At 73.0% G+C, this 14,215-nt stretch carries 12 protein-coding genes and 3 pseudogenes; 10 read left to right on the top strand and 5 right to left on the bottom strand.

The window, feature by feature from the left end; genetic code table 11:
* The first annotated feature begins 165 nt into the window (after window positions 1-165).
* Both ACZ5WK_RS00450 and ACZ5WK_RS00445 read left to right on the top strand, forming a co-directional pair.
* On the top strand, window positions 166-495 hold the full coding sequence (locus ACZ5WK_RS00450; RefSeq protein ID WP_465543452.1) for a hypothetical protein: 330 nt from the start codon (window positions 166-168) through the stop codon (window positions 493-495).
* Window positions 492-1,028 (top strand): acyl-CoA thioesterase, encoded by a 537-nt coding sequence (locus ACZ5WK_RS00445; RefSeq protein WP_465543450.1) that lies wholly within the window; start codon window positions 492-494, stop codon window positions 1,026-1,028. Before ACZ5WK_RS00450 ends, ACZ5WK_RS00445 begins: the two co-directional genes overlap by 4 nt.
* A gap of 355 nt (window positions 1,029-1,383) precedes the next feature.
* On the opposite strand, the pseudogene manA reads toward ACZ5WK_RS00445, so the two are convergent.
* Window positions 1,384-1,870, bottom strand: a pseudogene (gene manA / locus ACZ5WK_RS00440) (mannose-6-phosphate isomerase, class I); the annotation flags it as partial.
* Between the two features lie 161 nt (window positions 1,871-2,031).
* Here manA and ACZ5WK_RS00435 point away from each other — a divergent pair.
* From ACZ5WK_RS00435 to ACZ5WK_RS00425, 3 genes are all read left to right on the top strand, one after another.
* The gene (locus tag ACZ5WK_RS00435) at window positions 2,032-2,463 is read left to right on the top strand and encodes a VOC family protein (protein ID WP_465543448.1); all 432 of its coding nucleotides are present in this window, start codon (window positions 2,032-2,034) and stop codon (window positions 2,461-2,463) included.
* A 133-nt stretch (window positions 2,464-2,596) separates the two neighbouring features.
* The gene (locus ACZ5WK_RS00430; protein ID WP_465543446.1) at window positions 2,597-3,313 is read left to right on the top strand and encodes an ISAs1 family transposase; all 717 of its coding nucleotides are present in this window, start codon (window positions 2,597-2,599) and stop codon (window positions 3,311-3,313) included.
* Window positions 3,314-3,662: 349 nt separating this feature from the next.
* Window positions 3,663-3,788 carry a hypothetical protein gene (locus ACZ5WK_RS00425; protein ID WP_465544369.1) on the top strand — a complete coding sequence of 42 codons (126 nt, stop codon included), beginning with the start codon at window positions 3,663-3,665 and terminating at the stop codon, window positions 3,786-3,788.
* 99 nt (window positions 3,789-3,887) lie between these two features.
* Here the strand turns inward: ACZ5WK_RS00425 and ACZ5WK_RS00420 are convergent, their stop codons facing one another.
* The 4 genes and pseudogenes from ACZ5WK_RS00420 to ACZ5WK_RS00405 form a co-directional block, all read right to left on the bottom strand.
* Window positions 3,888-4,859: an ROK family protein gene (locus ACZ5WK_RS00420; RefSeq protein ID WP_465543444.1), complete on the bottom strand. Its 972-nt coding sequence runs from the start codon at window positions 4,857-4,859 to the stop codon at window positions 3,888-3,890.
* Window positions 4,860-4,936: 77 nt separating this feature from the next.
* Window positions 4,937-5,068 carry a hypothetical protein gene (locus ACZ5WK_RS00415; RefSeq protein ID WP_465543442.1) on the bottom strand — a complete coding sequence of 44 codons (132 nt, stop codon included), beginning with the start codon at window positions 5,066-5,068 and terminating at the stop codon, window positions 4,937-4,939.
* Between the two features lie 32 nt (window positions 5,069-5,100).
* Window positions 5,101-5,310 (bottom strand): annotated as a pseudogene (locus ACZ5WK_RS00410) (hypothetical protein); the annotation flags it as partial.
* A gap of 195 nt (window positions 5,311-5,505) precedes the next feature.
* Window positions 5,506-5,969 (bottom strand): annotated as a pseudogene (locus ACZ5WK_RS00405) (PaaI family thioesterase).
* 334 nt (window positions 5,970-6,303) lie between these two features.
* On the opposite strand from ACZ5WK_RS00405, the gene ACZ5WK_RS00400 reads away from it, so the two are divergent.
* Genes ACZ5WK_RS00400 through ACZ5WK_RS00380 form a run of 5 tightly spaced genes read left to right on the top strand, consistent with a single transcriptional unit; the run spans window position 6,304 to window position 14,206 of the window.
* Complete coding sequence (locus ACZ5WK_RS00400; protein WP_465543440.1) at window positions 6,304-8,868, top strand: lantibiotic dehydratase; 2,565 nt, start codon at window positions 6,304-6,306, stop codon at window positions 8,866-8,868.
* 5 nt (window positions 8,869-8,873) lie between these two features.
* Window positions 8,874-10,637 (top strand): ABC transporter ATP-binding protein, encoded by a 1,764-nt coding sequence (locus ACZ5WK_RS00395; RefSeq protein ID WP_465543438.1) that lies wholly within the window; start codon window positions 8,874-8,876, stop codon window positions 10,635-10,637.
* Window positions 10,631-12,286, top strand: coding sequence for an ABC transporter ATP-binding protein (locus ACZ5WK_RS00390; protein ID WP_465543436.1), 1,656 nt, complete (start codon window positions 10,631-10,633; stop codon window positions 12,284-12,286). The genes ACZ5WK_RS00395 and ACZ5WK_RS00390 overlap by 7 nt, the downstream gene beginning before the upstream one ends.
* Before the next feature lies 1 nt (window position 12,287).
* Window positions 12,288-13,298: a radical SAM protein gene (locus ACZ5WK_RS00385; protein ID WP_465543435.1), complete on the top strand. Its 1,011-nt coding sequence runs from the start codon at window positions 12,288-12,290 to the stop codon at window positions 13,296-13,298.
* Window positions 13,295-14,206 (top strand): PHP domain-containing protein, encoded by a 912-nt coding sequence (locus tag ACZ5WK_RS00380; protein ID WP_465543434.1) that lies wholly within the window; start codon window positions 13,295-13,297, stop codon window positions 14,204-14,206. The genes ACZ5WK_RS00385 and ACZ5WK_RS00380 overlap by 4 nt, the downstream gene beginning before the upstream one ends.
* The last annotated feature ends 9 nt before the right edge of the window (window positions 14,207-14,215 follow it).

The raw sequence follows: 14,215 nt of genomic DNA, 5'->3' as shown, positions 1-14,215 counted from the left end.
ACTACTCCAATGGTGGGCAGTTTCCCGTGGACGTCCGTAATCCTGTGACGGCGTGGCCGGGCTGGGATAGCGTCCGTTCCACCGGGGGGTTGCGCGATCCGCGCCTGAACCGCTCCGGTGTATTCGAACGCATCAGACAATGCAGTATATTTTCGGGAGAAAACCGTGCGCAATTGCCCTTCGGAGATCCGGTCGGACGCCGTCGACGAGCTGCGGCTCGCCGTGGACTCCCTCGCGGCGTTCCCGGCCCGGGGCGGGGCCGGCGGCGTCGACGTCGGCGTCCCCGACCGCCTGGCCGCGGTGGCCGAGCTCTGCCGCGCCGTGGACGGGGTGCTCGACAGCCTGGTCGTCCAGGCCGCCGCCGAGGCCGCGGAGGAGGGGTGGACCGCCGCCCGGATGGCTTCGGAACACGCCGTCTACTACGCGAGGTTGCAGCGGGCGCTGCTGCCCGCCGGGGCCGGCGGCCAGGGCGACGCCGGGCTGAAGAAGCAGTGAGCGCGCCGCACCCAAACGTGCATGTCCTGACCTGTCCCACCCGGTGGAGCGACGTCGACGAGAACGGGCACATCAACAACGCCCGGCTGGTCTCCTACGTCCAGGAGGGGATCTACGACCTCTTCCGCCACCACGCGGTCGCCGTCCGGGAATCCCTTTTCCCGTCCGGATTCCTGATCGCGCGCCATGAGATCGATTATCTGGAGCAGCTCCACCACGCGTCGGAACCACTGCTGGTCCGGCTGACCGTGGCACGGCTGGGCCGCAGTTCCGCGCATGTCGAGGTGAATGTCTGCCGCGATCCGCTGACGTATATGCGGGCGCGCACCGTGGTGGTCGCGCGGGACCGGGATTCCGGTCGTTCCCGCAAACTCAGCCAGTCCGAGCGGCGGTTTCTCGAGGCGTTCGTGCCGGGCGGGGCCGCGGCCGATCCGCTGCCTACGGCGCCGCCCCAGCGGGTGCCGGTGAAGGCCTCGCGCGCCACGGTCACGGCACACCGGCCGCGCAGACGCTTCCGCGCCTCGGCGCGCTGACGGCGTCCTGCCGGCACCGACGAAGCTGCCGGCAGCAGGGGAAGCAACGACACGGAGAGCGGCCACGGCACGGACAGCGGCAACGGAGCCGCCGGCTGTGGCCCACCGACGCCGGCCCGGGCACGCCGGCACCCGGGCCCCGCCCGGGGCGCGCCGCCGCTGGTCGCCGGCCCCGCGGAGCTCCGCCGTCCGGTCGCGGGGCGTCGTCCGGGCGGCGCGCTCGGAGCGGCGCCCCGCGACGACCTGCCAGGCCCGGCCGCCCCCACCCGGCTCCTCCGCCGGTGAACCCCGGGGCGGCCGGCAAGGTCAGTGGCCGGTGGTGGCACGGAACAGGTCCGCGCCGGCGCCGGTGAGGGCGGAACCCGCAGAGGGCCTCGAAGTCGCCAAGGGCGCAGATGAGTTCGGGTTTGTGGCCGCGGTCGCGGAAGGTGCGGTACGGCGCGTCGAGCGGGATGCCGCGGGCCTCCTCGGCGGCGTGGCCGGCCTTGGCCTGCGCACGGGTGGGGTGGACCTGGATCGAGAGGGCCCGATCGGCGGCCAACACCTTGAAGAGGAAGGGCAGTTCCGGGCCGAAGCGCCGCACGGTGCCGATCCCGAGTTCGGCCTCGGGGGCCTCGGCGATCAGCTCGTCCAGCGGGCGAGGGCCCGTCGCCGTCGTCGAGCAGGGACGGCGCCGACGGGTGGGCGCCCATCCAGAGTTCGGCCTGCGGCTCGCCGGTGGGCGGGGTGCCGGTGAGGGCGGGGACGGCGGTGGCGGAGCCCCAGGGGTCAGGGCTTCGGCATAGTCGAGTGACGTCCGGTTCATGGCGATCCGTCAGCTCAACCGAAGCTTTGGGAAGCATCACAGGAGCGGCTTCCAGGATCATGGAGTTCTCGACAGCCCGCTTCGTGGAAGCGCGAGGCTGACCGCACGACACAGCAGCGGATGACAGGGCCGTCCTCCCGGCAACGTGCGGATCCACCCGCCCGAGGAGATGAGCAGGGCCCCTGTTATCGTACGCCGATGTCAACGATCAAGCAGTTCCAGGTGACCTTCGACTGCGCGGAACCTGCGCGCCTCGCCGCCTTCTGGTGCGAGGTGCTGGGGTACGTCGTACCGACAGTCCCGGAGGACTTTGCCACGTGGGAGGAGTACCACCGCTCGCTGCCGCCTGAGGACGAGGTCTACTTCGCGTGCACTGATCCCTCGGGTCTGGGCCCGCGCGTGCTCTTCCAGCGAGTTCCCGAAGGCAAGGTCGTCAAGAACCGGGTGCATCTCTGTGTGCGGGCCGGCGCCGGGCTCGTGGGTGACGAGCGCCTGGCCACACTCGAGGCCGAATGCGCACGACTGATGGCGCTCGGCGCGAAGCACGTGCTGACGCAGCGCGCCGATGGCGTCAACGAGTCGTGCATCACGATGCAGGACATCGAGGGCAACGAGTTCTGCCTCGCCTGATGCCGGACAGCGGGGCGAGTTGGCGCATGGTCAGGTTGTGCCAGTAAGTCGGGTAGGAAGCCCCGGGGATGAGACAGGCACGGGCTTCCAAGATCATGGAGTTCTCTACGCCCCGTGATCCGAGTGGAAGACCGTGCCTGTCGACGCATCATCGCCGATCCCGCCTGCTCTTGACCAGCTCCGCTGTCAGCCCGAACCCCGGCCCGAGGAGATCCCGGGGCTGCTGGAGCGGCTGGCCGAGGTGCCGGACCCGCGTGACCCGCGCGGCGTGCGCCACGCCCCGGCCGTCGTGCTCACACTGACCGCGTGCGCCGTGCTGACCGGGGCCACCTCGCTTCTGGCGGTCGGTGAGTGGATCGCCGACGCCCCGGCCCACGTCCTGGAGCGCCTCGGTCTGCGTCTCGGTCCGCTGATGTCCAGGCGGCCGGTGCCTGCGGAGTCGACGGTCCGCCGACTGCTTGCCCGCATCGACGGCGACGCACTGGACCAGGCGGTCGGCCGCTGGCTCGCGGACCGCCGCCCGCGGCCGAGCGGTGGCGCCGGCCTGCGCGGCGTGTCCGTGGACGGCAAGAGCCTGCGCGGCGCGGCCAAGGCCCGTGGACGCAAGGTCCACCTGCTCGCTGCCGTGGAGCACACCACGGGCCTGGTCCCGGCCCAGTTGGACGTCGGCGAGAAGACCAACGAAATCACTTGCTTCCAGCCGCTGCTGGACACCGTCGCCGACCTCGCCGACACGGTGGTCACCGGCGACGCGCTGCACACCCAGCGCGAGCACGCCACCTATCTCCTCGGCCGCAAGGCGCACTACATCGTGATCGTCAAGGGCAACCAGAAGAGCCTGCGCAGGTAGCTCAAGTCCCTTCCCTGGATGGACATCCCGCTCCTGGGCCGCACGAAGGAGACCGGCCACGCACGGTCCGAGATCCGCCGGATCAAGGTCGCCACCGTGGATAACCTGCTGTTCCCCCAGCGCCCGCCAGGCCATCCAGATCAAGCGCCGCCGCACCGACCGCAAGACCGGCAAGACCACGATCAAATCCGTCTACGCGGTCACGAGCCTCGCTGCCGAGCAGGCCACCCCGGCCCAGCTCTCGAAGCTGGTTCGTGATCACTGGAACATCGCGGCCCTGCACCACGTCCGGGACACAACGTCCGCCGAGGACGCCTCGCAGTTGCGGACAGGCAACGCTCCCCGCGCGATGGCTGCCTGGCGAAACCTGGCCATCGGCGCCTTGAAGCTGAACGGCGTCACCAACATCGCCGCCGCGCTCCGTCGCAACGCCCGCAACCCACTACGTCCGCTGGCCCTGCTCGGCCTCGCGTGACCACAAAACGGACATCAGGCGACTACGCCGAAGCTCTGCCCCAGGGGTAGGCGCGGACCGGGTTGGCGAGCGGCGCGAACGGGGGGCGGGCGCGTGTGGTCATGGGCGGCTCTCTCGTGACGGACCCTGGCGGCAGAGGGCCGCCGCGCCGATCAGGCCCGCGTCGGTGCCGAGTTCGGCCCGGCGCACGTCGAGGCCGCGGATGTAGGGCAGGGCGGCGTACCGGTCGAGGTGGCGGGCGAGAGGGTCGAACAGGGCGGGGCCGGACTCGGCGACCCCGCCGCCGATCACCACCCGGTCGAGGTCGACCAGGGCGGCGGTGGCGGCGATCCCGGCGGCCAGCGCCTGGGCGGCCCGGTCGAAGGAGGCCAGCGCGACCGGGTCACCGGCCAGCGCGTCGGCGGCGACGGCGCGCGCCGAGCGGTCCTCGCCGGACGGCCGCCAGCCCCGGGCGAGGGCCCGCCGCGCGATGGCCGTGCCGCTGGCGAGGCCCTCCAGACAGCCGCGCGAGCCGCAGGGGCACGGGTCGCCGTCGAGGTCGACGGTGATGTGGCCGAGGTGGCCGGCGTTGCCGCTGGGGCCGGGGCGGACGGCGCCGTCCAGGACCAGCCCGGCGCCGACGCCGGTGGAGACGACCAGGCAGAGCGCGTTGTCGGCGTCCCGGGCGGCGCCGCGCCAGTGCTCGGCGGCGGCCATGGCGACACCGTCCCCGGCCAGCGCCACCGGCACCCCGGCCCCGGCCACGGCCGGGTGGGCGGCCACCTCGGCGACCAGCGGGAACGCCCGCCAGCCGGGGATGTTGACCGGGCTCACCGTGCCGCCGGCGAGGTCGACCGGCCCGGCGCTGCCGATGCCGACGGCGGTCACCGCGGACCACCCGGGGGCTGCGGCGAGGTGGTCAAGCACCCGGTGCACGACGGCCAGCACGGCCGCGCCGGACTCCCCGGCGGGGGTGGGCAGCTGGACCCGGTGGGAGAGCTCCCCGCGCCGGTCGACGAGCGCTCCGGCGATCTTCGTCCCGCCGATGTCGACGGCGGCGAACAGCGGGGGAGCGGACGGGGAGACGGTCATCGCGGGAGGCTCCAGAACGAGAAGCGGGGGGGTGAGCGCCCCCGCCCGGGCGGGCGGGGGCAGTCGAGCAGCGTACGTCAGGCGGACGCGGGCGTCAGCCGCAGTGTGAGCAGCTCGCACGGCCGCAGCGCCGGCACCACGCCGTCCCCGTCCACCGTGAGCTCGCCGCGGGTGCCGTCCCACGGCCGCTCCAGCAGGTCGCAGGGCACCGCCCCGGCCAGCGGGAACGAGGCGGCGAGCCGGCCCCGGTCAGGCCGGTGACGGTGTTGCGGTAGAACTGGTCCACGTCCCAGGCCTCCCACATGTTCGGGAAGTCCGGGTGCAGCTGGAGCAGGTTGGCGCGGGCGCCGGGGGCCACGGTCTCCCGGCCGGTCGCGAGGTCGACCGCCGCGACGACAAGTCGACGCAGTCGGTGCCCAACTCCGACGACAACCCGCAGAACAGCCCGGTCGCCCAGAGCTGCATGCCGAACCTCTACCTCTACCCTCGGCGAGCGGCACCGGAGGGGTGGCCGGCGCCTCGCCCTGCGGACCCGTCAGCCAGGCGGCCAGGAACGGGTCACAGAGGTTCATGCCGTGGATCCGCGTGTGCGGCCCGGCGGACTGCCGGAGCCCCGCCGTTGATCACCGATCCGGTGGTCTGTGCGTCAGCCCGGGAAGGCGTACACGGTCGTGGCGTGCGCGGCCGGCTCCTCCTCGCCCTCGGCGGTCAGCGTGACGTCGATGAAGGCGAGCCGGCGTCCGATCTTGGTAACTCTGGCGGTGACCGGTACGTCCTTGCCGAGGACGGCACGCTGAGAGCTCGTCGACTGCTGAATGGTCGTCATCGGGCCGTCGCCGCCGCAGGCCCCGAGACGGCGATCGCGGTCGCGGTGTCGGCGGCGGCTGTCAGTGCCTGCCCGGACAACCCGCCGCCCTCGCGGGTGAGTTGGTCGGACCAGGGCAGGCGCAGCACGGCGTGCTGCGCTCCGGTCTCGGTGACGGTGAGGCCGAGGGCCTGCGCCCAGGGGGCGAGGTTGTCGCTGAGGATCTGCTCCGCCTCGGCGGTGTGAGGGTCGTCCGGCCATTCGGGCGAGGGCCGAACGGAAGTGCCACCGCCATCATCTGACATGACTTGTCAATGAAATCGAACGTGATTGACATGATCCTGCAGAATCGCCATCAAGTGTGCGGGCGGGGTGCAATCCGGTGAGATGCTGCCCAAGCGGTGAAGCCGGGTCTTATCGGATAGGCCTTTGTTAGTAGAGTTTCCTTCAGGTAACGTCGTGACGGACGGGTCGGGTGCAACCAGGGGGATTTCTCGTGCAGTTGATGCAATTGGTGCATCTGCAGGCCTGCCTGCGCGGGGGCGTCGATTCCGGCGAAATTCGGACATCTGCGCTCTCTCTTCTCGCCATCCACTTCCGTCGTCGAACCAACCGGGATTGACATAAAGAAAAGGGCGCATGGGCGTGAATCCGGGAAATGGCTGGTCTCTGTTGCCGGTGGTGGCGCTGCGGCACGCGGGCTTTCCCGTTGAGCTGCTGGAAGCACTCTCCGAACAGGACGCAGGGCTGGAGGCCGCGGCATTGCGCAAGGCCGCCGAAAGGGCCGCCGAGGCAGGCTCGGCACTGCTGGAGAAGCTGCGCGGAACGGCCGCACCGGCGGGGGTCGGTTCCCGGATCGGGATGCTTGCCGCGCTGCCCGAGAGTGTGCCGCACGCCCAGGAGTACGAGCGGGCGCGGGCCGAGCTGGTCGACCGGTGGGAGCGGTACGAGACCGCGCACCGGGACCGGCTGGAGGCCGGATGGCGGTACGTGGCCGCGGAGTTCCGCGCCGACGCGGCGCTCCGCGAGGTGCTGCTGCTCTCCAACGACGCCCACTTCCCCCGGTTCGCCGCCTGGTTGGACGAGCACCGCGACGGCGCGCGCTTCGGCAAGGCCGACCGCCGGATGGCCGACCTGCTGGTGCGCTACCTCCAGCGGGTGACCACCAAGAACGAGACCACCGCCCACTTCGGGCCGATCGCCACCGGTCGGCTGGTGCCCGGCGCGGCCGGGGTGAGCTGGACCGACACCGGCGCGCCGGAGCGCAGGGTCCACGCCGCGCACTGGGCGGCCGAGGCGCTCGCCGAGGTGCTCGGCCGCCATCCCGACCTGCGCGGCCTGGTCCGCCCCCGCCGCCGTCCGCTGGCCTTCGCCGAGGCCGGACGGCTCGCCCTCTACGCCCCCACGACGGCCACCGGCTTCCTCGCCGACTGGCGCTTCGAACGGACCGCCGACGAACGGCTGACCGAGCGGCAGCAGTGGCTGCTGGAGCGCTGCGACGGGGTCCGCCAGCTCGCCGAGCTTCGCCGCGAGTGGCCCTTCGGCCCGTCCACAGACACATCCGACGGCGTATCCGAAGGCGTACCCGAAGCCGGGACCGAAAGCGGAAGCGACGGCGGGTTCGACGAGTGTCTTGCCGACCTCGCCCGGCGGGACTGGCTGGTGGACCGGTTCGAGATCCCGATCGGTGCCGCCGATCCGCTCCGCGCGCTGCGCGAGGCGCTGCCCGATCCGGGCCACTCGCCTGCTGTTGACGAGGCACACCGGCTGGTCGCCTCGCTGGAGCAGCGGCTCGCCGCGTTCTCTGTGGCCGGACCGGCCGAGCGCCCCGCCGCGCTGGCGGCCGTCAAGGAGGAGTTCACCGCCGTCACCGGCCTCGCCGCCAACCGCCGCTCGGGACGGCACTACGCGGACCGCGCGGTCTTCTACGAGGAGGGCCACAGCCGCGTGGCCGACCTGACCATCGGCGACGAGATCCAGCGGCTGCTCGCCGAGGAGTTCGCTCCGGTCTACGACCTGATCCTGGCCGGCCCCCGGCTCCGGATGCGCCGCGAGCGGGAGATCCTCGCCCGCTGGGCCACCGACCGCTTCGGGGCCGAACGCCCCGTACCGCTCGGCGAGTTCTACGCCGGGTACTTCGATGACCGGGACGCCCTGCTCGCCTCGTGCGATGCGGTGGATCGCGACCTCCTCGCGCTGGACGACGACATCACCGCCGCGCTGCTGGCGGACGCCCGTCCCGGGGCCCGGGCGATCGAGGTGACCCCGCACATCCTGACCGCGCTGGCCGCGGCCCGGCCCGGCGACCCGGCCGTGGTGTGCAACCCGGACGTGCTGCTCGCCGCCGCTAGTGCGGCCGACCTCGCGGCCGGCCGGCTGACGGCCGTGCTCGGCGAGTGCCATGCAGTGCGCGAGCTGCTGTCGCACGCCAGCTACGCGCCGCTGCTGGCCGAACGGGCGCCGGACCTCGGCCCGTTGGTGCACGAGGCCTACCAGCGGATGCTCGGACCGGACGAGGTGCTCTGCGACCTGGTCCGCTCCCACCCGAACAAGACCGGTGCCCAACTGCTGCTTCCCATCCCCGATGTGGAGATCACGGGCCGCTCCGGCAAACCCCGCGGGCAGGTGCTCCAGCCCCAGCAGCTGTACCTGCTGGTTCGCGAGGGGCGGATCGAGCTGCGGGCTGACGGGCTGGAGCAGCGGCTGCGCCCGCTCTCGGTGCCCGCCGGCGGGCAGAGCATCCGGCAGGACCCGCTCGCACCGCTCGGATTCCCGCGCCACTACGGCGGGGTCAGCCTGCGCGCCCGCCACCGGGACCACGTGCCCAGGATCAACTGCGGCCGGATCGTGCTGCGGCGCGAGAGCTGGCGGGTCCCGGCCACTGCACTCCGCGGCGCCCGGCCGTTCCCGGGCGCCGGTGACAGCGACGCGGCGGACTTCCACGCCGTCCAGGGGCTCCGGTACCGGCTGGGCCTGCCCCGGCACCTGTTCGCCAAGGTGCCGGGCGAGCCGAAGCCGCTCTACCTCGATCTGGACGCGCCGCTGCTGGTCCGTCAGCTGTGCCGCGCGGTCGGATCCGCCGTCACCGAGGTCGAGCTCAGCGAGATGCTGCCCGGCCCCGACCAGCTCTGGCTGGAGCTCGACGGCCGGGGCCACACCGCGGAGTTCCGGTACGCCGTGTTCTCCCGACCGGAAGGGCGGTGACCGCCGTGGACGCAACGACCCGAGGCCCGGGCAGCAGGGTGTGGGCCTACGTCGGGCGGGACCGGGGCCGGCTCACCCGGCTGGCCCTGGTCGCCCTGGCGATGGCCCTGGTGAGCGCGTCCGCGCCGGTGCTGATCGCGCAGGGCCCCGGCTACGGCCTGCGCTCGACCACCGGCGGGAACCTGCTCGCCGCCGGGGTGATCGCCGGCAGTGTGGCGGTCTGGGCGCTCAACCGGTGGCGGGCCTACCTGACCAAGTGCCTGGTGGCCGACGCCGTCCTGGAGCTGCGGCTCGACGCGCTGCGCTCGGCGCTCGGCCAGGACCTGGAGTACTACGACCGCAACGACCGGGCGGAGACCACCAGCCGGATCACCAACGACCTGGAGTCCTTCGGCGAGGCGGCGTTCAACCTGCTGGAGCTGCTGCAGCAACTGCTGGTCGTGGTGCTGCTGGTGCCGCTGATGTTCTTCCTGGAATGGCGTCTCACGCTGGCGACCCTGTTCGGCGGTGTGCTGATCGCCTGGACCACCCGCAGGTTCGGCCGGGTCACCCGCGGACGGGCCGGCCGCGCGGCGGCGGCGACGGGGGAGCTGACCGCGGCCATCGCGGAGAGCACCTCGGCGCTGGCCACCGTCCGGGCCTTCGGCTGCGAGGAGCCGCTGATCTCGGCCGCGGCCGGGCTCAACTCCCGTCTGTTCGAGGCCAACCGGCGGTCCGACGGTTTCGCTGCGCTGCTCCAGCCGCTGCTCTCGGTGATCAGCGGGGCGATCATGGCGATGCTGGTGTTCGCCGGCGGCCTGATGGTCGAGGACGCGGTGCTCACCGTCTCCGCCTGGTACCTGTTCGTCCTGGCCACCGACCGGGTCGCCTGGCTGCTGGGCTCGACCGGCGCCCTGGACGGCCAGGCGCAGACGGCGCTCGCCGCCGCCGAGCGGGTCTTCGAACTGATCGACGCGCGGGTCCAGGACACCGCGGCGGCCGAGTCCCCAGCGCCGGCCAAGGGCGAGATCCGGGTGACCGACCTCAGCCTGACCTACTCCTCCGGCAACCAGGCGCTGCGCGGCCTCTCGCTGGAGGTGCCGGCCGGCTGCCACCTCGGGCTGGTCGGGCCCTCGGGCTCCGGCAAGTCGAGCCTGTTGAAGGTGCTGGCCCGGATGCAGTCCGCTACCGGAGGCACCGTCCACCTGGACGGCCGTCCGCTCGCCTCGATCCCGGAGGCCGAACTGCGCCGCGGGGTGGCCTACGTGCCGCAGCAGCCGCAGCTGTTCGACGGCACGCTCGCGGACAACCTCCGGCTGGCCGCCCCCGATGCGACCGACGAGGAGCTGACCCGGCTGGTCGCCGAAGCAGGACTGACCGACTGGCTCGCCGCCCTTCCGCGGGGGCTCGACACCCCGGTCGGACCGCGCGGCGCGCAGCTCTCCCACGGCGAGCGCCAGATCGTCTGCCTGATACGGGCGTTGGCCAAGAAGCCGATCCTCGTCCTGCTCGACGAGCCGACCGCCAACGTGGACGCGGCCACCGACGAGCACCTCCAGACCGCGTTGCGAACCCTGCTTGCCGGAGTCACCTGCGTCATGATCGCGCACCGCCTGAACACCGTCCGAAGCGTCGACCGGATCGCCGTCCTGCGCGAGGGACGGATCACCGAGAGCGGCACGCACGCCGAACTGCTCGCCGCCGCCGGGGAGTACGCGGCGCTGCACGAGGACTTCGCGTACGCCTCCGCCGACACCCGCACCGCACCGGTCGGCGGTGGCCCGTGCTGACCACCGAACAGGTCCGCTGGCTCGCCGCGCGACTGCGGGCCTCCCGGCTGCCGCTGCTGCTGGTCCTGGCGGGCGGCGTCGTGACTGCGTTCCTCGCGGTGGTGGCCTCCTGGGCGACCGGCATGGCGCTCGACGAGGCGCTCAAGCGCGGTGTCGGTGCCGGGCCGCTGCTCGCCCTCGGCGGGACGCTGCTGGCCAGTCAGCTGATCCGCGCCCTGGTGCTCTACCTGCGTCAGCTGGCGAGCATCCGGCTGGGCACCGCGCTCGAGCGGGACCTGCGGTCCGAGCTCGTCACCGGCGTGCTCACCGACGCCCGCCCCGGCGACCGGGGTGTCCGGCTGTCGACGCTGATCAGCGACGTCCGCGCGGTCCGGTACATGATCACGCCGGGGGTCGACGTCGGCGTGGCGGCCTGCGCCTTCGTGGTCGTGGTGCTGGGCTCCGCCGTGATCTGGTCGCCGCAACTCGTGCTGGCGCCGGCGCTCTACGCGATCGGCTTCGCGTGGGTGTCGGTCCGGATGCTGCGCGGCATCAGCCGTGCCGCGCGGACCACCCGGGCCCAGTCGGCCGACATGACCGAGCGGGTCACCGAGGCGCTGCAGAACATCGAGGCGGTCCGCGACGCGGGCGGTCCGGACGCCGTCTGGGGCCGGCTGCGGGCCGCCGCCTCCGCCCACCGCGACGCCGTCGTCGGCCAGGGCCGCGAGGAGCGACGCACCCCGCTCTTCCTGCTGCTCGGCGTGGTGCAGGGGATCGGCTTCGCCCACGCCTTGCTGCTGGCCGGGGACGGCCGCCTCACCGTCGGTGACATGGTCGGCTACCACAGCCTGCTGCTGCTGCTGGGCGGCCCGACCTTCTCGGCCGGGGCGGCCTTCCCGGCCCTCGCCAACGGACTCGCCGCCATCGCGCGGATCCACCAGCTGTTCACGGGCCTGCGGCCCGCGGACGGCGGGTCGTTCCGGCCGGACGCGGACGTGCCGCAGCTGGAGGCGGTGGACGCGGTCCCCGCCGAGGGACGGCAGCTGCCGCCGCGGATCTCGGTGACCCTCCCGCCGCGCTCGCTGGCGGTGGTCACCGGGCCCACCGGCTCGGGAAAGTCGACCCTGCTGCAGATGCTGGCCGGAGTCGAGGCCCCGGCCGCCGGCTCGGTGCGGATCGGCGGCGTGGACGCCACCGAGTGGCGCCGGGAAGACCTCGCGCGTCGAGTGGTCCTGGTCGCCGAGCACGACGCACTGTTCTCCATGAGCCTGGCCGAGAACATCGGCCTCGGACGGCTCGGCGCCGAGGGGGAGGAGATCCGCGCCGCGGCCGGGCAGGCCGGCGTCGCCGAGTTCGTCCCCGCGCTGGCCGACGGCTGGGACGCCCGGCTCGGCACCGGCGGGGCGGCGCTCTCCGGCGGGCAGCGCCAGCGCGTCGCGCTCTCCCGGGCCCTGCTCTCCAGGGCCGACGTACTGCTGCTCGACGACCCGTTCAGCGCGCTGGACGCCGGCGTGGCACGCCGGCTCGCGGCCGAACTGATCGAGGTCGCCCGGCACCGCACCGTCGTGGTCGTCTCGGACCGCGCGGACCTGCGCGCCCGGGCCAGCCACATCCTGCATCTCGACGATTCCCAACTGACCGTACACATCCCTGAGCTCCGAGGAGCCTGACGTGCCGCACGCCATCTCGCAGATCGCCGAACTCTTCATCTGGCCGCACGCGGGCTGCAACCACCGCTGCATCTCCTGCGACATCTGGCAGGACAAGTCCCGCCGGGAGCTGTCCGCCGAGGACATCGAACGCTGGGCCGAGGACTGGGAGCGGCTCGGCGTCAAGGAGGTGATCCTGACCGGCGGTGAGCCGTTGATGCACCGCGACCTGTCGGCGGTCGCCAAGCCGCTGCGCGAGCGCGGCATCCCGCTGGTGCTGCTCTCCACCGGCCTGCTGCTCAAGAAGCATGCCAAGCAGGTCGTCGAGGACTACGAGGTGGTGCTGGTCAGCCTCGACGGTCCGCCCGAGGTGCACGACAGCGTCCGCCGGGTGCCTCGCGCCTTCGACCACCTGAAGGCCGGCCTGGACGCCCTGCGCGAGCTGCGGCCCGACATCCGCGTCGCCGCCCGCTGCACCGTGCACCGCCACAACTACCGGCACCTGGCCGAGACGGTGCGCGCCGCGCGGGAACTCGGCGTCAACCGCCTCAGCTTCATCCCCGCCGACGTCACCAGCGAGGCCTTCAACCGGGCCGGCGGCTGGGACGCCGACCGGCAGGGCGACCTGGTCGTCCCGGCTGACGAACTCTCGGAGCTCGAAGCCGAGTTGGAGCGGATGTTCACCGAGTGTGCCGACGAGTTCGACGGCGGGATCGTCAAGGAGACCCCGGACTACGTCCGCACCTACATCCTCCAGTACTACGAGGGCTTCCACCGCCGCGCCGAGTACCCGGCCGTCACCTGCAACCTGCCCTGGGCCTCCGCCGTCATCGAGGTGGACGGCACCGTGCGGCCGTGCTTCTTCCAGGAGGCCTATGGCAACCTGCACGAGACCGGCAGCCTGGACGCGGTGATCAACTCCCCGCAGGCCGTGCGCTGGCGCTCCGAACTGGACGTCGCCAACGACCCGACCTGCCGCCGCTGCGTCTGCTTCAACACCCTTGAGGTGCCGGAGGGGGTCGGCCCGCAGTGAGCATCGTCACCGACCGGCCCACCGCCACCGCCCGCACCACCGTGGACCTGCACCTGCACAGCACGGTCTCGGACGGCGACGACACCCCGGCCGCCCTCGCGCGCGCCTGTGTCGCGGCCGGGCTGAAGGCGGTCGCGATCACCGACCACGACAGCATGGCCGGCTACCAGGAGTTCCGCGCCGTCGCGGAGCCCGCCGGGCTGACCGTCGTCCCGGGCGCCGAGATCACGGCCCACTGGGAAGGCCAGGAGATCCACTGCCTCGGCTACTTCGTCAACCCGGCAGACCAGGCCTTCCAGGCCCGTCTCGCCGGGGTGCGCGGGGCCGAAGTCGCCTGGTGGCGCACCTGGTTCGAGCAGGCCGGCGCTCTCGGCGTGGACATCGACTGGTCGGTGGCGGCTGAGCGCTTCGGCGCGGACCGAGTCGCCTTCCTCGGCGACTACCTCGACCTCTTCCTCGCCGCGGCCGACCCCGACCCTCGCTTCGCGAGCTACGAACAGGGAGGCCACCACCGCGAGTTCATCACCGACTGGTGCAAGGCCGGGAAGCCGCTGCACGTCCCCGCGCCCCGGCGGCCGCCACTGGCCGAGGTGGTCGGCTGGATCCGGGAGGCCGGCGGCGCCGCCGTGCTCGCCCACCCCGGACGGATCACCGACGACCCGCAGCAGGCGCTCGCCGAGCTGCCCGGACTCGGCGTGACCGGCCTGGAGGCCTGGACCACCTGGCACGACCCGGCGGACACCCGGCGCGTGGTGGCGGCCTGCGAGGCGCTGGGCCTGGTGCCCACCCAGGGCTCCGACTTCCACGGCGGCCGGCTCAAGCCCTGGTCGCCCGCGCCCGGACTCGTCCCGGAGGCCGCACCCGACCCGCTCGCCCTGCTGGACCGCCTCCGCCGGGCCAGCGCCTGAACCGGCCCG

The sequence above is a fragment of the Kitasatospora sp. NPDC032757 genome (genome assembly GCF_055579305.1).
Note: the sequence above shows the minus strand (reverse complement) of the source record. Positions and strands in the feature narration are given on the sequence as shown.

Bases quoted from the DNA above. Each gene is read 5' to 3' on its own strand.
- ACZ5WK_RS00400 (WP_465543440.1), top strand. From the start codon at position 6,304: ATGGGCGTGAATCCGGGAAATGGCTGGTCTCTGTTGCCGGTGGTGGCG.
- ACZ5WK_RS00420 (WP_465543444.1), bottom strand. From the start codon at position 4,859: ATGACCGTCTCCCCGTCCGCTCCCCCGCTGTTCGCCGCCGTCGACATC.
- ACZ5WK_RS00425 (WP_465544369.1), top strand. From the start codon at position 3,663: ATGGCTGCCTGGCGAAACCTGGCCATCGGCGCCTTGAAGCTGAACGGC.
- ACZ5WK_RS00435 (WP_465543448.1), top strand. From the start codon at position 2,032: ATGTCAACGATCAAGCAGTTCCAGGTGACCTTCGACTGCGCGGAACCT.